Origin of the sequence: Vibrio clamense (assembly GCF_050337905.1) — a bacterium.
Lineage (GTDB): Bacteria > Pseudomonadota > Gammaproteobacteria > Enterobacterales > Vibrionaceae > Vibrio > Vibrio cortegadensis.
Genome location: NZ_JAKJTJ010000018.1, coordinates 186,679 through 207,677 on the forward strand (window position 1 = coordinate 186,679; position 20,999 = coordinate 207,677).

The following is a 20,999-nucleotide window of genomic DNA, read 5'->3' on the forward strand; positions in this document are numbered from 1 at the left end:
TAAATTTGTCGCTAACTTATATATCTGCTTTAATTAGCGCATCACTTGCTAATTTCATAAGACAATGCCACTTCGTCACATTATTCTACTTTGCTTTATTACCGTGTTTTCCGGCTGTGCTGTGTATGCAGGTCTAAACTACGATCAACTATTTGGTCCTCAACAAGTCAGAGATCGTCAAGCACCTCTTCAATCTCCTCAGGCGCACTTCTTTTTAGACGAAGTAAAGCCCATCATAGATAAGCGATGCGTTGTTTGTCATGCCTGCTACGATGCCCCTTGCCAACTCAAAATGTCCTCCGTTGAAGGGATTGATCGTGGCGCGTCTAAAGAAAAGATTTATCAAGGCACACGCTTAACGGCTTCAAAGCCGACACGTTTATTTGAAGATGCTCAATTGACGCAAGAGTGGCGTGACAGTGGCTTTCACCCAGTACTGAATGAGAGAGTTCAAAACCCTACAGCCAACCTCGATGCCGGACTAGTGGCTCGTTTACTCAGCCAAAAAGAGAACCACCCTTTACCACAGCAAGTTCAACTCGAAGGCTTTGATTTTTCAACCGACAGAGATCAACAGTGTCCAACCATTGAAGAGTATGCTCAATACGAACAGGATTACCCAACTTGGGGGATGCCTTATGGTATGCCAAACCTCGAAGCATCCGATTATAAAACTCTAATGGCGTGGTTAGAGAACGGAGCTATCATGAATGAGCATATTCCGTTGTCTATGGATGAACAGTCCAAAATTGCCCAATACGAAGCTCTCCTCAACAACAACTCACGTAAAAGCCAGTTAACTGCTCGTTACTTATATGAACACCTCTTTTTATTCCATCTCTATTTCTCTGAGTTACCCAGCCATCCACGTTTCTTTACTTTAGTACGCTCAGAAACACCACCCGGAGAGCCTGTAAAAAGAATTGCGACTCGTCGCCCTTATGATGATCCTAACGTCGATCGTGTCTACTACCGTTTGATCCCGGAACAAGGGACAATCGTCGATAAAACACACATGCCATATGCACTGAACAGTGATCGAATCGGGAAATGGAAAGAGTGGTTTATTGATGCTGACTATGACGTAGAGCAATTACCGAGTTATCACGTCGAAGTCGCAGCGAACCCAATGACAAGTTTCCATAGTTTGCCAGTAATCGCGAGATTTAACTTTTTGGTCGACAACGCGCAAAACACCATCATGGCTTTCATTAAAGGTCCGGTATGTCGTGGGCAGCTCGCTCTCAATGTAATTAACGATCGATTTTGGGTATTTTTTGTCGATCCGCAAAAAGCGAATTTACCTGAAATCAACGATTTTTATTACTCCCAAGAGCAAAACCTAAAACTACCTGGTGAATTAGAAAGTAACACGCTTCCACTCACTAATTGGGTGAAATACGCTCGTAAGCAAGCCCGTTATCTTGATGGAAAGTCAGAATTTACTAATCAGTGGTTTAAAGGTGCTGACTACCTCAACACCTCTATTCTATGGAATGGTGAACAACGCAACCCTAATGCCGCACTGACAGTATTCCGCCACTTTGATAGCGCCTCTGTTGTCCAAGGCCTTGTTGGCGACAAACCCAAAACAGCATGGGTTCTTGACTATGCCCTACTCGAAAGAATTCACTACTTATTAGTCGCGGGTTTTGATGTTTATGGTAATTTCGGCCACCAGCTGATCACTCGTATGTACATGGATTTCTTACGTCTTGAAGGAGAGAGTAACTTCTTAACCCTGCTGCCTAAAGATGTACGCCATCAAGAACAATCCAGTTGGTATCAGAACCAGAGCGCTCAATTGAGTGATTTTTTGCAGCGTAATATCAGACCATTTGAGCAGGAAAGTAGCGAAATTTACAAAACTGACGATCCAAAATCAGAACTTTACGATAAAATCGTAAACCACTTAAAACCAGTTCTGAATGATCGCTATGATATTGTCGATACAGGGTTTACCTCTAGTAATGAAGCCCAACTTCAATCGATCGACAAAATCAAAGGCGCTGGGCTTATCCCCTTGCCACAGATCACGATGTTGATGATTACATCCGATGGTGGAGATGATCAATTATTCACTCTGTTACGCAATAATGCTCATCAAAATATTTCTAGCTTATTCGATGAAAAAAGTAACCGCGATCCTAAGCATGACTCTCTTACATTGGTTCGTGGGGTTATTGGGAGTTATCCTGCGGCTTTCTGGTCATTAGAAGAGTCTCAAATCCCTGAGTTAGTAAAAAGACTAAAAAATCTCAGATCTGAGCAAGACTACATTAAGTTATTGGATCGTTTTGCAATTCGAAGAAGCTCAGATAAATTTTGGCCCTTCAGCGACAGAGTCCATGCTTGGTATAAGCAGAATCAACCTACTGAATATGGATTGTTGGACTACAATAGGTTTGAGAATCGGTAGTACTGTCGCTATAGGAGGCTCCTATGAGTATCAGAGATAATATCGAAGCTCTTGAACAGCAAATTTACGTTGCATGTTCAGAAGGCGATTATGATGCGTTAAATATGTTAGAGAATCAGTTAGAGCTGTTACGCGGAAAAGCTGAGCACCCTTTTGATGATGACCCAAATGCATTAGATCTAGGAAGCCGCTTTGAAAACAATTAGTAACAGAGCGGATAGCTAACAAACCATCGCATCAATACTAAAAATCCTCTGTTGATACAGAGGATTTTTGTTTTTACCGTCTAGAACTTTTATCTAGCCGATTGTTGTATTTAACGCTTCAATTGATTGCTCAACCAAATTCGCCAGTGTTTCGTGATCTTTCCGGTATGCCACCAAAGGCTCACCTGCACTTTCAATCAACATACACGCATGAAATAACCGTTTTAAACCTAAGCTGCCTGCGGACCCTTTTAATTTATGCGCGAGCGACTTCACTTCAAGATAATCATCCGCGTTGTCCGCAACTTGTAGGCTCACTAGTACGTCTCGGCTACTGGTTACAAACAGCCCTACAATTTCACGCATTTTATCTCGGCCTAGAATAGACATGTCCCCTTCAATGACCGTAACATCTATCACTCTTATCTCATTTGGTGTAATTTTTTCACCTGAAAGACTGTCACTGTTAAGCATAGTGCAATCATCCCTATTTGATGAATCAACAGCCTCTTCATTTAGTTGAGGCAATACAAGCGATTTCCCATCAAGAGTACTTTGAATAAGGGTTGCGAGTGCATCCTTATCGAGTGGCTTAGGTAAGTAACCATCAAATCCACTTGATAAATAACTCTCCACTTCTTCATTGAAAACATGAGCCGATACCGCCACCATTGGCGTTGGATGAGCCTGTAATGTGATCTCTTTATTTTTCTCAATCGCCTTCAAACTGCCCAGTAGATCAACGCCATTACAATCGGGTAAGTTAATATCCAACAACACGATATCAAAATGCTGCGACTCAAAAATTTTCTCAGCTTCGGCTCCGGTTTCCGCAGTCACCACTTCATGCCCTAAATTCGATAAGAACCCTTCGGCAACCAGGCAGTTCACAGGGTTATCTTCTACCAGTAAGACTTTCGCTTTAATCACCGTATTCAAGCTCATCACTGATGGGATATCCACTTTTTCTCCGGGTTGAAGCTCTAAACTAAACCAGAAGCGACTCCCCTCTCCAACGTTTGACTCTAAATGCAACTCCGCATCCATCGCCTCAATAATTCGTTTACTGATGGCTAGGCCTAATCCTGTTCCCCCAGTCGAATTAATGCCACCACTAGCCTGAGTAAATGGGTCGAATAGGTTTCTTTGTTCTTCTGGGCCAATACCAATACCAGAATCGCTCACTTCAAACATCACTCGCTTGTCGTTATCAACATCCATACTCACATAGATATCAACTTCACCGCGTTCCGTAAATTTAATCGCATTACCCACAAGGTTATTGAGAACTTGGCTGATGCGAGTTACGTCTCCTCTCCAATATTTTGCAACATCACTTTCAATATGCTGATAGAAAGCAAGATGCTTCTCTTGCGCTCGGCTTTGCATTAGCTGAAAGGCATCATCAACCATATGGTGCAAGTTGAAAGAGGATTCACGAATTTCAAGGTGACCCGCCTCAATTTTTGAGTAGTCCAAAATATCATTCAAAATAGCGAGTAAGTTTTTACCGCTACGGTTAATAATATCGACATACTGCCCCTGCAATGGATCTAAGCCACTGTCTTTAAGTAAGTGGGCCGTCCCGAGTACCCCATTCATTGGTGTTCGGATTTCATGACTCATTGTCGCGAGGAATGCAGATTTGGCGCGACTGGCTTGTTCCGCTAAAGAGCGAGCTTTCGCATGGTTCAAAACTTCCACATTAAGTCGTTGGTTCGTTTTCTGCAGTTGATGAGTTCTGTCAGTAACAAGCTCTTCAAGGTGTTCCTTGTGTTCCTCTAGATCTCGCTTCGCTTGTGCCTCTCCTTCTGCTACTACCTGCAAGGCTTGAGCGGTGTTTCTAGCAGTAACGATGGCTTGTCCCATATGCGCAAGTTCATCATTTCCTTTGACATGGATCGTGACATCTAAATGCCCCTGAGCAATCGAAAGTAGAGCAGATGAGTATTCTGTTAGGCGTTTCACTACCGAGATGTACACCACCTTCCAGACTATGATCACGGCAATGATTAAACCAATGATCGAGATTAAACTCAGAGATAGCTGCGCGTAATTGAGGGTTTTTGTTAACTCTTCTACCGCTTTTGTGGTGGTCAGGTTCGATTCATCAACTAAGCTGTTTACAGTGTTGTTCAACTCACTGAAAAGGCTCAATGTATTTTGCATTAAGAACTGAGACTGCTGCTCGTTCTCATACTTTTCCATTAAGATATCAAATACCACTTGGCGCTTACCCAAATCGACTAATAGTGCAGTCATCTGCTTGGATCGCGTTGGATCTTCCACTGCACGAACGCGGCGCATCATAATTTTTAGGTTATCTTGAAATTCACTCTGAATAATCTGGATACGTTCAATATTCGTAACGGTACGTGCTTCTTCTATCTGATTGAGCATTTTAAAAGCTAACAAATGCAGTTCATGTAAGCGTTCTGATAAATCGAGGTCAACTTCGACTAATGCATCCAGTGCTTGGTATACCTTCTCAGTCTGTTTATTCTCTAATAAGTCATAGATATGAGTGACATTCGCCACCGCAATAGTACTAGTATTCAATACCTGCGTTCGAGTCAACTGTTCTAACTCAGCACTGAGCTTACGCATCTCTTCCACTCGGATATGCAATTCACCACTCAACCACAGCTTCTTCTCTACGGTAATACCGAGTTCTGCTAACGTATTGATGACGCTTTCAACGTTATTTTCGAGTCGAGTCAATAAACCAGAATCAAAAGAATCCGACCCAAGGGCTTTAATATGTGTAAGAAGGGATTCAAGTTGCTCAAACAGCATTTTCCCAGACGCTTTACGCTCCTGTTCATTTTTGGCATTTGACAGAGTTTGAACCGATGAGATGATCCTAGAACTCAGCTCAGAAACTTGCCTCGCTTCTATCATTGCCGGAATGGCAGAGTCCACGACATTTCTTTCCGTTTTCGCCACAAACGAAAAACCTGAAGCGCCAATGAGTGCAGAAAGTAATACCAGCAAAGCCATGATCAAAAATGAGAACAATAACTTACGGCCGATACTCGCGGTTGCTAACAACATAAAATGATAACCTTTGAGAACATGCTTCTTAACCGAACGATAATACGTTATATTTTGCAGTGTTTATCCAATCAATGCCAATGAACTATTATTCCATGCCTAGACCTAAGTCACTTTCAGCAACATTAGTACGTCTCGCAGCCACCATCAGCCTGGTAAGCATGCCAATTTCGACTGTTTTTGCTGAACCGTCAAAGACGCAAAAAGTTAACACTCCAGCACCAAAAATATGCGCGATTTACCCGCACTTAAAAGATTCATATTGGTTATCCGTTAACTACGGAATGGTTTCTGAAGCACGAAAACAGCATGTGGAATTACGAGTTCTAGAAGCAGGTGGTTACCCAAACAAGATTAAGCAACAGCAGCAACTGTCGCTGTGCACTCGCTGGGGTGCAGACGCCATCATTCTTGGAACCGTGTCACCTGATGCTTTTTCTAATAATTTAAGTGAATTTGTTGGCTCAACACCGGTTTTTGCCACGGTGAATAAATTGGTACTCAATGACAAGCAGAGTGATTTACTAAAAGGCGTCGTGGGCGTTGACTGGTACTGGATGGGCTTTGAAGCAGGTCAGTACTTAGCCAATGCGCATCCTAAAGGGAGTGGTGTTACCGATATTGCCTTCTTGCCTGGGCCAAAAACAAGCGGCGGAACAAAACCCGCAACTGTCGGCTTTTATGATGCAATCAAAGGAAGCGATATAAATATCGTGGTGAGCTATTGGGCTGACAACGACAAAGAATTGCAGCGAAACCTTGTTCAAAAAGTCATTGATACCCCAAATGTTCAATACATAGTGGGAAGTGCAGTTGCCATTGAAGCCGCAGTCAGTGAATTACGAGCTGCTGAAAAAACGGATGACATTAAATTAGTCTCCACTTACTTAAGTCATGGCGTTTACCGCGGTTTACTCCGAAATCGTGTAGAGTTTGCACCGACCGATCAAATGGTCCAGCAAGGCCGCTTATCCATGAGACAAGTTATTCACTACCTAAACGATGAAAAGTACGCTTTTGATAGTGCTCCGAGCATTGAACCTCTCACACCAAAAACGTTACAGCGCAAAGTAATTGAAAATTCTTTATCTCCATCAGAATATAGGCCTACTTTTAACATAAAAGAGATTGAATAATTCAAGCGACCTATGTTTTAGTATCAACCGTTTATAATTCTAACAAGACTCAGCACAGACTGTTGATATTACTACATTAGGGAATACTTACATGCAAAAAACGACTCGTACTATGCCTGCGCATAAACATGTCGCTCTTGTGGCTCATGATCACTACAAACCTGAATTATTAAAATGGGTTGTTGAAAACAAAGAAAAGCTTCAAAGTCATTTCTTATACGCGACTGGCACGACGGGTACCATGCTAAGCAAGGAAACCGGTTTAGCCATTAAGAGTATGATGAGCGGGCCAATGGGGGGCGATCAACAATTAGGCGCTCTTATCGCAGAAGGAAAAATCGACATGATGATTTTCTTCTGGGATCCACTCAATGCCGTACCTCATGATCCGGATGTAAAAGCTTTACTACGTATTGCCAGCGTGTGGAATATCCCTGTTGCCACAAACCGCGCAACGGCAAAATTCTTATTTGAGTCTAAACTGCTCGAAGAGGAAGTGGTCATCGAGATCCCGGACTACGAAAACTACTTAGCAGATAGAACTTAATTAATCTGATTCGTCAGATGGTTAAGTCGTCGTAAAAACGCCTTCTTTTTGATCTTCAATCTTTATTCTAATCGTAAAAAGAAAATCATGCAGAAGGCGATATCTTGAACTTAATCTGTGAATTTCGAGCTTTGATTCTGTCTTTAGCTTTTAGCTTTTAGCTTTTAGCTTTAAAAATACTGACTCTTCACTTCAAAATTCAGCCCGTTTCGTTATTTCTTTCTTATCACTGGCCAATCACCAGAATTCAACTCTTGAACAAAGCCTGAACCATCACCACTATGGGTGATCCATACTTTATGTCTAGCACGGGTCATTGCGACATAGAATAACCTTCGCTCTTCGGAATATGGAAAGAGATCATCAGATTGAGACAACGCCCCATCAAGATGTAACTGTTTTTTCTTCGCAGGGAGTTGCCCTTCATCAACACATAGGATAATGACGAAATCCGCCTCTTTTCCCTTACTGCCATGGCAGGTCATAAATTGAATATCAAGCTCTGTAAACTGCTTCTTCCAATCCATGAGTAGTGTCGGGCTGTGGTAATGATTTCGCCCAAGCAGTAAAACACTCGGTCTGTTCTTCGCAGACTTAGCGATACCCTCTAAGATTTTTTCAACACTAGCACTTGGAGCTGTCACCACGGCTTTCTGCTTTTGCTGCTTAAAGCTGTTGAGCTCTTTTGGTATCTGACGTGGGTTAGCTTGTATAAAACGGTTGGCTACCTCACCGATCTTGCTATTAAACCTATAGGTCGTATCAAGGTTGTGTACGGTTGAGTTTGGAAAACGTTTCTCAAAATCTGTCGTTAAATCAACATCTGCCCCTGCAAATTGATAAATTGACTGCCAATCATCCCCCACCGCATATAGAGAAGTACTGTAAACCTGCTTATCTTGCTCGCACAATGCTTGAATGAGAGCCAGTCTATCTGGTGAAATATCTTGGTATTCATCAATCATGATAAACTTCCACGCTCCTTGAAAACGTCCTTTTTCAACGTATTTCGTAGCACGGCTGATCATCAATGGGAAATCGATCTGATTCTGTTCTTTTAACATCTGTTGCCACGCTTGAACGCAAGGCCAGCAAAGCGCGAGCTCGCTATTGAGCCTTGAATATTCAGGGTGCGCAACCAAGTCCTGCTGAATGTCTTTCTTTGACAGCCCTGATGCGCAGAGCTTTTCTAACTGAGTTTCTAACCAGTTAATTAGTTTAGGATCTTCAACGTGACTGCCTAATTCATCATCCCCGGTCAAATACGCAATAGGCCATTTAGACAGATGCTTTTGCCAGCGTTTAAAGCTCGTTGGAGTCATCCAATGTTTTTTAAGCCAATCAATACACCACGCTTGCTTAAGCTTGCTATCCAATGCAATCGGAGAGATCACGACATTGTTACCTTCAACATGTTTAAGGATGCTTAATCCTAGTTGATGGAAGGTATTGACTTGAACTTGCTCTGCTGACATGCCAATTTTTGAATCCAGACGCTGTTTCATTTCAGCAGCGGCATCTCGCCCAAACGCCAGCATTAAGATTTGATCCGCTTGTGCTTGATGACTCTGCATTAAGTACGCAACGCGAGCCGTTAATACACTCGTTTTACCAGACCCAGCCCCCGCCAAAACAAGGTTATGGTCATCATTGAGAAGCACGGCATGTTGCTGAGAGGCGTTAAGAGGTGAAGATTCACATTGGGAGAATAAAACTTCCCAATTCTTTTTCTCGTTCTCAATCCAACCCTTATTACGGCCAGATAATGTTGATGATGGATCTTTAAGCCAAGATTGCAGGCGTGATACACGTTTCGGTAAACGCAAAGCCGCTTCATCTATACTCATGCTCATTTGAGAAAAATCATGATTCACTTGAGTAACCCAAGCATTCACTTGAGAATGTTGGAGAAATGCAGGCTGTTTTTCTAATTGATCTAGCGTCGCTTCCCACTGTGGTAGATATTCAGCCAGCTGAGAACATTGATGATTGTGCCACTGCTGATAAGTGGCTACCGCATGGCGGGCAAAGTTGCGGCACAGCGCCCAAGGAAGCCCTTGAACAACCCAACTTTTTGTTTGACCATTTTCTTCATGCGCAAAAAATTGTAACGATCCCCAAATCAAACCTCGATGTAACCCTACTCTACCATCCCAAACGGTGAAGGGTATTCGCTCTTCACTACCAGAAGACGAAAGGAGTAAACGATTATCATCAAGTTCGACCTGATAATATTCGTTTTGAATAAAAAACTGTGCAGTCTTATTTGCGCTTAGCTGCATGAATAAATGCTCATTAAAATTTCATTCAGCGATTTTATACTAATCAGGCATTGTATTGAAAAATTTATGTCAATATTTGATAAGGTGAATTTATAATCGATCAGGAATATTTATTAACTTATATTCTAATTACATCAGAACCTTGCGTGTCTATTCTGCTAGTATAATGTTTTTGGTTTTTATCTGAGTTATTGTGAAGTTACCTGTCAAATTACGCCTATATTGGGCAAATAAAACAATCAATTACAGCATTCTGATTCTTATCACTCTCATGGGGGTGGTTTTACCTGCTTGGTATTATGAGCAGCATACCTTGATCACCCCTCTGATCTTAGGTGTGATTGCCGCAGCACTGGCTGAAAGTGAAGACAATTTCTCTGGTCGAGTAAAAGCCATAACCCTTACCTTCATCTGTTTTGCGATAGCGGCATTCTCAATAGAGATACTCTTTAATACACCTTGGTTATTTGCTATCGGGCTTTTCCTCTCAACGTTCGGCTTTATTATGCTCGGAGCTATTGGCCCTCGTTATGCCAGTATTGCCTTTGGTTCTTTATTGATCGCGATTTATACCATGCTTGGCGCGCATGAAAGCACCAACTTGTGGTTCCAGCCCTTATTACTATTAAGCGGCACGGCATGGTACTTTTTCATGTCGATGATCTGGCATATTTTCTGGCCTATGCAGCCCGTTCAACAAAATTTAGCCAATGTATTTCTTGAAGTGGCTAACTACCTAGAATCCAAGGCTAAATTGTTTCACCCTGTGACCGATTTAACACCGCAGCCTTTACGCATTAATGAAGCCAGACTCAATGCGAGCACGGTAACCGCCCTAAACAACTGTAAAACCACTCTATTGGCTCGATCTAAACGTGGGCATATAGACAGCGCCAGTGACCGTTTTTTGAATGTTTACTTCCTAGCGCAAGATATCCATGAGCGAGTGAGTTCAAGCCACTATCGCTATCAAGAACTGGCACAACACTTTGGACGATCGGATGTGCTTTTTCGATTTAAATACCTACTAGAGACACAAGCACAATCTTGTCGAAAGGTGGCGGAATCGATTCGTTTGGGTAATGAATACCAGCATGCCTCGGATTCAACATTGGCGCTAGATGAGCTTCAAAGCTCCCTAAACAACCTAAAAGAGCAGCAACGCCGTGAATGTCGAGCGCTTCTTGCCCAACTTGGCTATCTATTTACTAACCTTTCTACTGTAGAAAAACAACTTTCCAACGTAAGTAACCCCGACGTCACTATCATTGATGACGGCACGCTTGATGACACCGACCCACGCACCATAAAAACAATGTGGCAAAAAGTTAAAGCGAACCTCAATAAAGACTCACTGCTATTTCGACATGCCATCCGCATGGCCCTCGCGCTTACTGCGGGTTACGGCATCATTCAAGGGTTTGATATTGAACGCGGCTATTGGATCCTACTTACCACGCTGTTTGTTTGCCAGCCAAACTACAGTGCGACCAAGCAAAAACTTATTGCTCGTGTAATTGGAACATTGGCAGGTTTGCTTATTGGTGTCCCACTGTTAACCCTCTTCCCATCTCAAGAGAGTCAGCTATTTTTCATTGTTATCTCAGGCATTATGTTTTTTGCCTTCAGAATGAACAATTACAGCTTTGCCACCGGGTTCATTACGGTTCTCGTACTATTTTGCTTTAACCAACTCGGTGAAGGCTATGCCGTGGTATTGCCTCGTTTAGCCGATACTTTAGTGGGCTGTGCTCTGGCTGTTTTAGCATTGATGTTAATTTTGCCAGACTGGGAATCAAAGCGACTTCATAAAGTGATGGCGGATTCCATACAATCGAACCAACACTATCTTGCTCAGATCATTGGCCAATATAGAATAGGTAAGAAAGACACTCTAAATTACAGGATCTCCCGTCGCGCAGCACACAACCATGATGCTAACCTAACTTCTGCAATCAGCAATATGCTGGCAGAACCGGGAAAATATCGTGCGGCGGTTAATGAAAGCTTCCGATTCTTAACATTAAACCACGCCTTGCTGAGCTATATTTCAGCGTTAGGCGCTCATAGAACACAACTGGATGACCAAGCCACGCATCAATTGATCTTAGATGCACACCGTGTGATCCATCAGCATCTAGAAGCAATACATCACCAACTTTATGAGCATAAAACAGAGTGCGATATTGATAGCTTCGGCCAAGACGACCTTCTTGCACGCTTAAGTGAATGGAGAGAGGAAGATGACAGTTCAGTTAGAATGGTGCTTCAACAACTTCATTTGATATATCGAATGCTTCCAGAATTGCACTCATTGGCCAGTAAGTTTGCCGTGCGCACTTTATGATTTTTAGCACTTGATGACCTTTAACGCTTTATGATCTTTAACAGAAGCATTAAGCAAACAAAACCAATCACCTATCATGCAGCGGCCAATCTATAGTGCCGCTGTTTGCTTGCCCCTAAGTCCCCCTGATAAAAAATGTCATCGCTGATTAAAATATCGACGTTTATTTCACACGCCACTCATTATCATCATCTTAAGCTCAAAAAACACATGCCATTCGCCGAGATATTAGTCACATTACTTGACGAACAATTGAAGCGAACTTGACACTGCCCGGACAAAAAAACAGCGTTCAAAACTTAAAGTAAATCTATACAAGAGAGACTAAATTGATGCAATTGAAGTAAAGCTCTTCCTTCTCTCAAAATGTGTATTTTTCGGTCATACCGCCAGTAGAGGTAACGTTATGAGTTCACGACAATTTGAATTACTAAGAAACCAGCTTCAGCTACTTTCACCCCAACAACTGAAATCGTTGCAAGGTGAAATATCAAATACTCTAGGTGATCAAAATAAAGATTTGCTGACCGATGAAGAAAAAAACTTAATTTTCAACCTCTTCTCTTATGATGAGGCACCCAGTGTTCAATGAGCATAAGTTGCAGGATCTCACTAAGAGGTTTAAGCTGTAGATAGTACGAAGGAGTTTAGCTATGTCTATTTCCGGTATACAGTCAGGCTACCAAATGATCCAGCAGTCATCTGCAATGGCAGAAGTCGCTGCGCGTGATATAAATCAGATTAATAAAACCCCTTCTCATGTGGAATCAGAGTTCCAACCAAAAACTGAAACTCCTCCAAAGCAAGACCTCGAATTACAGCAAGACCCTATCGTCACCCAAGATGACAGCCTTAGTTTCAACAAAATTGAATTTATGAAAGAGCCAGAACCATCAGCGCCAATATCCTATGTTGATTCCACGCAGCAATTAACTCAAGCGGCAGGTTATAATCGAATTGGGGCTAATATTGTGGAACGCAGCAATGAGATGATTGGTAGTTTGTTGGATATCCATATTTAGTCACTTCTCCTGCGATGTTTACCAAATATATACGTGTAAAAATCCGCGATAAACGGTTACCTCTTTTAACCAGCCCTTGTTTCTCAATTTGTTGTCGGTAGAATCGACCCAAATCAATTATGTTGTACTCTTATGCCAAAACTTAATCTGCATCGCCGTGACTACGTTTCAATTTTAGGTGGCGATATCTCCGCAGACGAATTAGAGCAAACGCTCCAGCCAAATTTTTCTCCAATCAAAAACAAACTGACTCCTAGCCCTTATTTGACAGACAAGAACATCGAACGTCGCTGGAAAGTCCTCAATCAGGATGACTTAAAAGCCCAGCTTCTCGATCCCCATACTCTTGCAAATGCGCAAGCCTATGAAAAAAATATCGAGCACTTCATCGGGACGGTAAAAATCCCAGTAGGCATTGCGGGGCCACTTAGAGTCAATGGGCTATTTGCCAAAGGAGACTTTCTAGTCCCTCTTGCCACAACAGAGGCGGCTTTGGTCGCATCTTATAACCGTGGCGCGAAACTACTGAGCGCATGTGGTGGTGCAAGCGCAATGCTATTGAATGAAGGGGTGACTCGTACTCCGGCTTTCGCTTTTTATGGTATAGCTCAAGCAGGACAGTTCGTTGCTTGGGCGGTCACTCAGTACGACGAATTCAAAAAAATTGCGGAATCCACAACGTCACATGGCAAGCTCACCGATATTAATATCAATATTGAAGGCAATCACGTTTATATCGTTTTTGAATTCTTAACCGGTGATGCTTCAGGGCAAAATATGGTGACTATTGCCACCAATGCGGTTTTCGAATTCATTATGCAGCACAGTCCCATTCAGCCCGAGTATGCGTTCCTTGATGGCAACTTATCCGGTGACAAGAAAGCCAACACCCAGACACTTCGGAGTGTGCGAGGAAAGAAAGTAACGGCAGAAGCTCATATACCTGCAGAGTTAATTCAAAAGTACCTGCATACGACGCCCGAAAAAATGATGCAATTTGGTCAAATGACAACAGTGGGTGGTGCACTAAGCGGAACAATAGGCATTAATGCCCACTACGCCAATGCGCTGGCTGCACTGTATATTGCATGTGGCCAAGATGCGGCATGTGTCGCTGAATCCGCAATAGGTATGACAAGGATGGAGGTCGATCGCGAAGGCGGTTTATACGCCAGTGTTACGCTTCCGAATTTAATGATTGGTACGGTTGGAGGTGGTACATCTCTTCCAAGCCAGAAAGCTTGCTTAGACGTCATGGGGTTATTTGGTAATGGTAAATCCCAAGCGCTCGCAGAAGTCTGCGCGGCGTTATGTCTTGCGGGTGAACTCTCTATTGTTGGAGCATTCTGTGCAGGCCACTTCTCAAGAGCTCATCACAAACTCGCACGCTAATACTAAACTTCCCTCTCAAGCTCCCCTCTCAAAACGCCACCTATTCAAACATTTTTGTTATTCAAAAAGCCTTACTTATCCAGTAAGGCTTTTTTCGTCTATGCTTTATTTTGAGTGAACGAGTAAAAAACATGATCTCTATCATATAAAACAATCAAAAAGTAACAGATATGAAAAATAAATGTGTATATTCAACTCACCAAATGAGCGAACGAACACAAAGGACAGCAATATGACCACGATAACGAAACAAAGCGAATGTAATGATACAAAATCATCCATCTTAGATCTGATTGTTGTCGGCGGTGGTATTAATGGTGCAGGCATAGCTGCAGATGCTTCGGGCCGTGAACTTACCGTTGGTCTATATGAAGCGAAAGATTTTGCTAGCGCGACCTCATCGGCGAGTTCAAAACTGATCCATGGTGGGCTGCGCTATTTAGAACATTATGAGTTTCGTTTAGTGGGTGAAGCGCTAGCCGAGCGTGAAATTCTACTTAAGAAAGTGCCACATATTGCTAAACCAATGCGTTTTCGTTTACCACATCGCCCATATCTACGCCCTGCTTGGATGTTAAGAGCTGGACTGTTTCTATACGATAACTTAGGAAAACGAACCTCATTAGCCGCGAGCCAAAAAATCAAGCTAAACGCTGGAGTTGTCACTAAACCCGACATGAAAATAGGATTTGAATATTCAGACTGCTGGGTTGATGATGCTCGTTTGGTTATTCTCAATGCCATTCAAGCTCAACAGAATGGCGCGGAGGTAAAGAATTACTGTAGCGTTGAAAAAGCTGAGCGTGATGGTGATATCTGGGTGGTCACTCTATTTGATCATGTCAGTCAACAACGATTCATTCGTCGCTGTCATACCCTAGTGAATGCGACAGGCCCCTGGGTGAAATCATTTATTACGGACAAAATGGATGAACAATCTCCTTATGGTATCCGATTAATCAAGGGATCTCACCTTATCGTGCCAAAAATTCATGATGAGGAGCAAGCCTATATTCTGCAAAATGAAGATAAGCGTATTGTGTTTGTTATCCCTTATTTAGACAAATTCTCGATGATTGGTACCACCGACGTTGAATACGATGGAAAACCACGAGATGTCGCGATCAGCGCCGAAGAGACGAAGTATTTGCTTGATGTCGTGAATAAGCACTTTATGACTCAAACTCAAGAGACAGATATTATTTCATCATTCAGCGGTGTGCGACCGTTATGCGATGATGAATCAGACTCCCCACAAGCCATCACACGTGATTACACTATCGCCCTTCAGCAAGAACTTGAACAGGCTCCTTTGCTTTCAATCTTCGGCGGCAAGCTGACCACATATAGAAAACTAGCTGAATCTGCATTAAGCCAATTATCTGAATTCCTCCCACATATGGGACAAGCTTGGACAAAAGATAGCCCATTACCTGGTGGTGAAAGTTTTCATTTTAATACCCAGTTTAGCCATCTCTCTAAGAAACTCCCATTTTTGAATCCCGTAATGATAAAGCGTTGGCTAACCACATACGGGAGTCGAACTGAGAACTTACTTCGCAACGTAGCATCGCAAGATGATCTTGGTCAGCAGTTTTCAGATGAATGTTATCAAGTTGAAATCGACTATCTTATTGATCATGAGTTTGCTGTCACCGTGGAAGATATACTCTGGCGTAGAACCAAATTAGGGTTACTTTTAACTACCCAAGAAATCGATAACCTAACACTGTATGTAAACAAGCTAAAATCGCCTCAAGAGATGAATATCGAAACTTATTGTAACGAACCGATCAGCGATACTCCCTTTAACGCTCAAGCAAAAGCAGTCAATGGGTAGTTAAGTATGTAAAGAAAAAATTCAAGGCAACGCGACTTCGATATTGCACACAATAACGGTGTGATCACACACTTTTATTGTGTTGCATATAAAAAGCTAACAAATTGAATTATTAACGATTATATTTTATCTAATTTCGGCATTGGAACGGCACTTCTAGGGTAATCGTTAATAATTTATGAGCTCAAAAAACAACAACAGCCAAGATATTCAAAAGTTCATGAAACCAGGGATGAAGGTTTCAGTCACTCTTGAATTTGGCCCCACAGATAAACTGATCATTCATACTCACTACATTGGCTGCAAAGACGAGCAATATCTCATTATTGAACTCCCTATCAAAATCTTAGAAGATCTATCCATGCGTCAACTGGCTAATGTAGATACCGTAATCCGCGGCATTTCGGATACCGAACTCGGGCACATTATTGCTTTCAAAACGTCGGTGATAAATACCATTACCAAGCCTTTCCCGTTGCTTTTTTTAAGAGCACCTAAACAGTTCGCTACAAAGGCCGTTAGAGAACATCAACGCTATAAGCTTTCGCTTCCTGTGACAGTGAGTTATCAATCGAATGTCTTTGAAGGAACAATTCTCGACTTCTCAGTTTCAGGCTGCGGCCTTCTATTAGAGACCAGAAATGAATTAGTTTGCGACACAGAGATAAACGTTGAATCACAATTGAAGCGTTTTCTCCCTAGCGATATCAAATATTGTATTGTGAGTGTGAAAAGGCACCAAAAAGGTCAGTTGGTTGGTATTAAGTTTGATAATCCAATCATCATGGGAGACGATCTAAAACAGGAGATACTAGAGCAAGCTTTTATCGCGGGTAGTATTTGATCGTCACATGAACGCAGGGCTTACCTTTAAGCCCTACAAATACGGATACAACTAAAAAACGAATGGGCAATGAGTGAGAAATGAATACATCACCATGGAGCTATTCACTCTTCTGAATTAAGAAAATGCCTTTTAAAATGAACGAACGCAGCATGTAGCACATGTTCCTTAATTGGCTTAACAATCACATAATTAGCCCCAGCGGCGATGAATGCATCATTAGTAGAAGCAAGGCTATCTGCAGTACAAGCGTATATTGGCGTGGATATGTGTAAATCGTTTCGAATCGCCATGGTGGTTTCGATTCCGCCTAAATTCGGCAACTGGTTATCCATCAGAATCAGATCAAAAGACTCTGCCTCAATAATTTTCAGTGCACTCAACCCATCTTTCGTCCACTGCACATCCATCCCATATTTTTTACAAAATGCCTGTGCGATAAATGCGTTGGTACCATTATCCTCTACTAGCAGCACCTTCAGTGTTCTGTCAAAAAGCTCATGAGGAAGAAGTTCTTGTTCTGTTGATTGAAAATCAGAACCGACAGAACCACTCTTCACAGGGACAGTGACTACAAATTCTGTACCTACTCCCTTTTCACTCCCAACTTGAATATCACCCCCTAGCATATCAACCAGGTTCTTTACTATGGTCAGACCTAAACCACTACCACCGTATTCGCGTGTTGTTGTTGATTCCTCTTGTACAAAAGGATCGAACATTGCGTCCAAACGCTTCGGATCAATACCAATTCCAGAGTCCTTAATGTTAATAATCAGCATGTCATTATTTGCAGACTCGAACTGCTCTAAATCGAAGCCAATTTTAATGGTTCCAGAGTGTGTAAATTTCACTGCGTTACTTAAAAGATTAAACAAGATCTGATTCAAACGAACTTGATCTGTGTAAATCAACGTATTCGTTGCCAAATTATTATTAATAACTAACTGAACATCATTTTCGGCACAGGCAGGCTGATAGATAGTTTCAAGCGTATTCACGAGTTCAGAAAACTTGAACTCATTAAGCTGAATATTAAACTTACCTTGTTCTAATTTTGAAAAATCCAGAATGTCATTGAGAACAGCCAATAGATGTTCACCACTATTGCATAAGACATCAATCTGCTTAAGGTTTTCAGCATCATGAATAGAGCGCTTTAATAGCTGGGATACACCCAAAATACCATTCAATGGCGTTCTGATTTCATGACTCATTTTCGCTAAGAAATCAGCCCTCATTTTTGCCGACTCTTCCGCCTCTTTTCTCGCTAAATCACTCTGTTTTTCAGCTTCAATGAAGGTTGTAACGTCTTGGCCTTGGACAATAATGCTAGAGATATCCCCTTCAATCCTTATCGGGGATAAATTCCAGCGGTAAACTTTATCTCCAATCGGAACGTTAACTCCGGTAAGCGTTGCGCCTTGAGCTGACATTCTAATATGAGGAATTAACTGGGACTTAAATACATCAAAATGAGGTAAAATCTTGTACTGTCCTAACTCGTTTGCTTTCGATAACTCTTTGCGAGCTGCTGGATTCATCTGCAAAACATCACCAGCGCCAGACCAAACAATAGTAGGAGAGAGTGCAAAGTTGAATAGATCTTGAAAAGACTTCTCCTGCTCAGCCAACCGCTCAAATGTGCTTTCGAGGGTGTGACCAATATGATCGAATTCATAGATAGTAGACCCTTCAAACCCTCTTTTGGCGTCTTTTATCCCGGCGAGTTTAGTGTAAGTCATTAATTTTGACAGTTCGTTAGAGACTTTTTTCTGTACCCATTTCCGTGTGAATGCAAAAACAGCGCAAATAGCGAGCATGGTGAAAATCAGGCCATACTGATGATTTCTTTTCAACGCCATTACACCTTTACTGTACTCGACAGTAAATACCGTCAGAGGTGTCTCTTCATCATTAACCTTCAATGCCGTTGCACTCACTAAAGTCTCTCCAAGCTCGCTATCAACTTGTTTTCTAAAACTAATAATGTCATCGGCAGTATAAGGTTCAGAACCTAGCAAGGTTGTCGCGATTGGTAGATCTTCTAAAGCAAGTACCACATTATCGCTATTACTGCGTCGTTGAAGAGATTCGATCAACATGACGTTGTTATCGAGGATCATCCCAACATAAAGTTGGCCTAATACTTCTCCCGAATTATCATTGATTATCGGAGAACGCCTCACTAATAAGTGTTTAAGCCCTATTGAACTATGAAGTTCAAGTATGTGCCAATTACTATTAAACGCAACTTGCTCTGCAACATCATTAAGCAATTCAAGAGATAAACCGTAGAATTCGGCGTTGCCATCATCCCAGATAATACCCTTTGGTTTTGCAATAAAGCGTACATCAGGAACATGTTTAGGCTCACGCTGATCCAGCCCTAGGAAATAATAATCGAGAAGTTCTTCGTCTCCAGCCACAAAAAAATCCACCAACGTGTCACTTTTCGCATTACTGTCTTGGTGGATTTGCAAAACAGCCAATCGGTAATCAAACAGACTTTGAATCAAACTCGATGTCTGCTGAAGTGTTCGGTTGACTTCTTGTTTAATTATACGATTACTGAATTGAAAACTTTGTACAAGCACGCCCAACGTCAATATGCAGATCACCAAAATGACAATTTGTGAAATTAAGGTAACAAGTGAGCGTTTTTTCGTTGGGCCAAGCTTTATTTTCATGACTTATCTGAATACCTAAAAGCACGTTCTTTTAATTTTTGGATATGTTCAGTCTCATCCTCGGTAGAGACTACTTCAAAGTCTCCAGAATAAACGGTAGGCACCTTCTTACCTTCTAAATCAAGTTTGATCGCTTCTGCCATTGCAACGCCTGTATCATCGTTCATTCGCATAACCGTCACATCGAGCTCACCACGCTCCAAAGCTTCAAGTTCGGCGGAGCCTCCTCCCCATCCGTTAATTTTGATATCCGTACGGTTCAGGTCTTCTAAAGCTTGCACTGCTCCCAGAGCAACGTCCGTCGAACAGGCGTAAATAAAATCGAGATCAGGCGTTTTTTCAATGCTCAATTTGGCAACATCATATCCGCTGGCTTTCGTCGTTTTTGTATAGAATGATGAGCGCAATTCGTAATCTGAATGGTGACTCATCTCTTGAATAAAAGTATCACCCCTAGCATCACTGATGTAACCTTCAGAAAAGTACAGTACCGAATAGTTACCTCCAGCCTTAACGTGTTGTTTGAAATAGTCCGCTAACGCTAAGCTTCCTGTTGAGTGGTCAAAGCCCACGTAGAAGAAAGGCTGGCGATTCTTCCATGCGCGAACAGGCGTTGTGATGTTTTGCAATATTAGCTTTGTTTTTTCGGAATTAATTACATGTTCAATAAATTTACGATGACGTGTTGTATCCAATGTAAAGATCAAGTAATCCGTTTCATTTTGAATGGCTTTTTTTAAGGAAAGGCTTTGCTGCTTTACATCAATATTAGGGCGAGTAAATACTTGGTTAATTTGATATTGGATGCCAAGTTCATCGAGCCTTGCTTCAAATGCTCTGATGTTGCGCACCCAATAATCAGATACCTGTTGACCTGGATACACAACCGAAATTGTGACGGGTTCTTTTTGTTTAACCGAAATTTTTTGTGAGTCGTTACGAACGATATCACTGAATATCTGGTTCAATTCATTCTGTTTCGGGAAAGTTTCCAGAAACTCTTTATATTCCCAATACCCTGTGAGAACTTGCGCTGGATGCGCCATTAATGGCATGGAAAAACTAGCCAATGCGGAAAGCAATAGTAAACGTTTCATTTTTATCTCAGCCTAGATGGACTACATTGGCCCATAATTATTAACCTAATCAATGACCATACTCTTACGCATGGTATGAAAATCATTATGAGTTAACCTTATTAAAAATGATAGTTCTATGCC

The 20,999-nt window shown here is 41.9% G+C and carries 14 protein-coding genes; 10 read left to right on the forward strand and 4 right to left on the reverse strand.

Features of this window, described 5'->3' with window-relative positions:
• Positions 1-64: 64 nt before the first annotated feature.
• Positions 65-2,419 carry a fatty acid cis/trans isomerase gene (locus L4C39_RS01530; protein WP_429744011.1) on the forward strand — a complete coding sequence of 785 codons (2,355 nt, stop codon included), beginning with the start codon at positions 65-67 and terminating at the stop codon, positions 2,417-2,419.
• Between the two features lie 23 nt (positions 2,420-2,442).
• Entirely contained in the window at positions 2,443-2,625 is a 183-nt protein-coding gene (locus tag L4C39_RS01535; RefSeq protein ID WP_017053579.1) for a hypothetical protein, read from the forward strand.
• A gap of 93 nt (positions 2,626-2,718) precedes the next feature.
• Here L4C39_RS01535 and torS read toward each other — a convergent pair whose 3' ends face one another.
• Entirely contained in the window at positions 2,719-5,679 is a 2,961-nt protein-coding gene (gene torS / locus L4C39_RS01540) for a TMAO reductase system sensor histidine kinase/response regulator TorS (RefSeq protein WP_429744013.1), read from the reverse strand.
• 95 nt (positions 5,680-5,774) lie between these two features.
• Here torS and torT point away from each other — a divergent pair, with 95 nt between their 5' ends.
• Positions 5,775-6,815: a TMAO reductase system periplasmic protein TorT gene (torT, locus tag L4C39_RS01545; protein WP_017053577.1), complete on the forward strand. Its 1,041-nt coding sequence runs from the start codon at positions 5,775-5,777 to the stop codon at positions 6,813-6,815.
• Between the two features lie 91 nt (positions 6,816-6,906).
• Positions 6,907-7,362 carry a methylglyoxal synthase gene (locus tag L4C39_RS01550; RefSeq protein ID WP_017053576.1) on the forward strand — a complete coding sequence of 152 codons (456 nt, stop codon included), beginning with the start codon at positions 6,907-6,909 and terminating at the stop codon, positions 7,360-7,362.
• Positions 7,363-7,574: 212 nt separating this feature from the next.
• Here L4C39_RS01550 and helD read toward each other — a convergent pair whose 3' ends face one another.
• Positions 7,575-9,644 carry a DNA helicase IV gene (gene helD / locus L4C39_RS01555; protein ID WP_429744016.1) on the reverse strand — a complete coding sequence of 690 codons (2,070 nt, stop codon included), beginning with the start codon at positions 9,642-9,644 and terminating at the stop codon, positions 7,575-7,577.
• A 193-nt stretch (positions 9,645-9,837) separates the two neighbouring features.
• On the opposite strand from helD, the gene yccS reads away from it, so the two are divergent.
• The 6 genes from yccS (at position 9,838) to L4C39_RS01585 (ending at position 17,089) form a co-directional block, all read left to right on the forward strand.
• Positions 9,838-11,991: a YccS family putative transporter gene (gene yccS / locus L4C39_RS01560; RefSeq protein WP_429744018.1), complete on the forward strand. Its 2,154-nt coding sequence runs from the start codon at positions 9,838-9,840 to the stop codon at positions 11,989-11,991.
• Positions 11,992-12,397: 406 nt separating this feature from the next.
• Complete coding sequence (locus L4C39_RS01565) at positions 12,398-12,583, forward strand: hypothetical protein (protein WP_113799755.1); 186 nt, start codon at positions 12,398-12,400, stop codon at positions 12,581-12,583.
• Positions 12,584-12,644: 61 nt separating this feature from the next.
• Positions 12,645-13,013 carry a hypothetical protein gene (locus L4C39_RS01570; RefSeq protein ID WP_429744020.1) on the forward strand — a complete coding sequence of 123 codons (369 nt, stop codon included), beginning with the start codon at positions 12,645-12,647 and terminating at the stop codon, positions 13,011-13,013.
• A 132-nt stretch (positions 13,014-13,145) separates the two neighbouring features.
• Positions 13,146-14,405: a hydroxymethylglutaryl-CoA reductase gene (locus L4C39_RS01575; RefSeq protein ID WP_113799759.1), complete on the forward strand. Its 1,260-nt coding sequence runs from the start codon at positions 13,146-13,148 to the stop codon at positions 14,403-14,405.
• Positions 14,406-14,637: 232 nt separating this feature from the next.
• Positions 14,638-16,245, forward strand: a complete 1,608-nt coding sequence (gene glpD, locus L4C39_RS01580; protein ID WP_429744022.1) for a glycerol-3-phosphate dehydrogenase — start codon at positions 14,638-14,640, stop codon at positions 16,243-16,245.
• Between the two features lie 178 nt (positions 16,246-16,423).
• Positions 16,424-17,089, forward strand: a complete 666-nt coding sequence (locus tag L4C39_RS01585) for a PilZ domain-containing protein (protein WP_113799763.1) — start codon at positions 16,424-16,426, stop codon at positions 17,087-17,089.
• A gap of 104 nt (positions 17,090-17,193) precedes the next feature.
• Here L4C39_RS01585 and luxQ read toward each other — a convergent pair whose 3' ends face one another.
• Together luxQ and L4C39_RS01595 are read right to left on the reverse strand one after the other, a co-directional pair.
• Positions 17,194-19,779 (reverse strand): quorum-sensing autoinducer 2 sensor kinase/phosphatase LuxQ, encoded by a 2,586-nt coding sequence (gene luxQ, locus L4C39_RS01590; RefSeq protein WP_113799765.1) that lies wholly within the window; start codon positions 19,777-19,779, stop codon positions 17,194-17,196.
• Positions 19,776-20,876 carry an autoinducer 2-binding periplasmic protein LuxP gene (locus L4C39_RS01595; RefSeq protein WP_429744025.1) on the reverse strand — a complete coding sequence of 367 codons (1,101 nt, stop codon included), beginning with the start codon at positions 20,874-20,876 and terminating at the stop codon, positions 19,776-19,778. Before L4C39_RS01595 ends, luxQ begins: the two co-directional genes overlap by 4 nt.
• Between the last annotated feature and the right edge of the window lie 123 nt (positions 20,877-20,999).

Coding starts and splice junctions, on each gene's coding strand:
- L4C39_RS01535 (WP_017053579.1), top strand. CDS start 2,443: ATGAGTATCAGAGATAATATCGAAGCTCTTGAACAGCAAATTTACGTT.
- torS (WP_429744013.1), bottom strand. CDS start 5,679: ATGTTGTTAGCAACCGCGAGTATCGGCCGTAAGTTATTGTTCTCATTT.
- L4C39_RS01570 (WP_429744020.1), top strand. CDS start 12,645: ATGTCTATTTCCGGTATACAGTCAGGCTACCAAATGATCCAGCAGTCA.
- L4C39_RS01595 (WP_429744025.1), bottom strand. CDS start 20,876: ATGAAACGTTTACTATTGCTTTCCGCATTGGCTAGTTTTTCCATGCCA.
- luxQ (WP_113799765.1), bottom strand. CDS start 19,779: ATGAAAATAAAGCTTGGCCCAACGAAAAAACGCTCACTTGTTACCTTA.
- L4C39_RS01530 (WP_429744011.1), top strand. CDS start 65: ATGCCACTTCGTCACATTATTCTACTTTGCTTTATTACCGTGTTTTCC.
- torT (WP_017053577.1), top strand. CDS start 5,775: ATGCCTAGACCTAAGTCACTTTCAGCAACATTAGTACGTCTCGCAGCC.
- L4C39_RS01575 (WP_113799759.1), top strand. CDS start 13,146: ATGCCAAAACTTAATCTGCATCGCCGTGACTACGTTTCAATTTTAGGT.
- L4C39_RS01550 (WP_017053576.1), top strand. CDS start 6,907: ATGCAAAAAACGACTCGTACTATGCCTGCGCATAAACATGTCGCTCTT.
- glpD (WP_429744022.1), top strand. CDS start 14,638: ATGACCACGATAACGAAACAAAGCGAATGTAATGATACAAAATCATCC.
- helD (WP_429744016.1), bottom strand. CDS start 9,644: ATGCAGCTAAGCGCAAATAAGACTGCACAGTTTTTTATTCAAAACGAA.
- L4C39_RS01585 (WP_113799763.1), top strand. CDS start 16,424: ATGAGCTCAAAAAACAACAACAGCCAAGATATTCAAAAGTTCATGAAA.
- L4C39_RS01565 (WP_113799755.1), top strand. CDS start 12,398: ATGAGTTCACGACAATTTGAATTACTAAGAAACCAGCTTCAGCTACTT.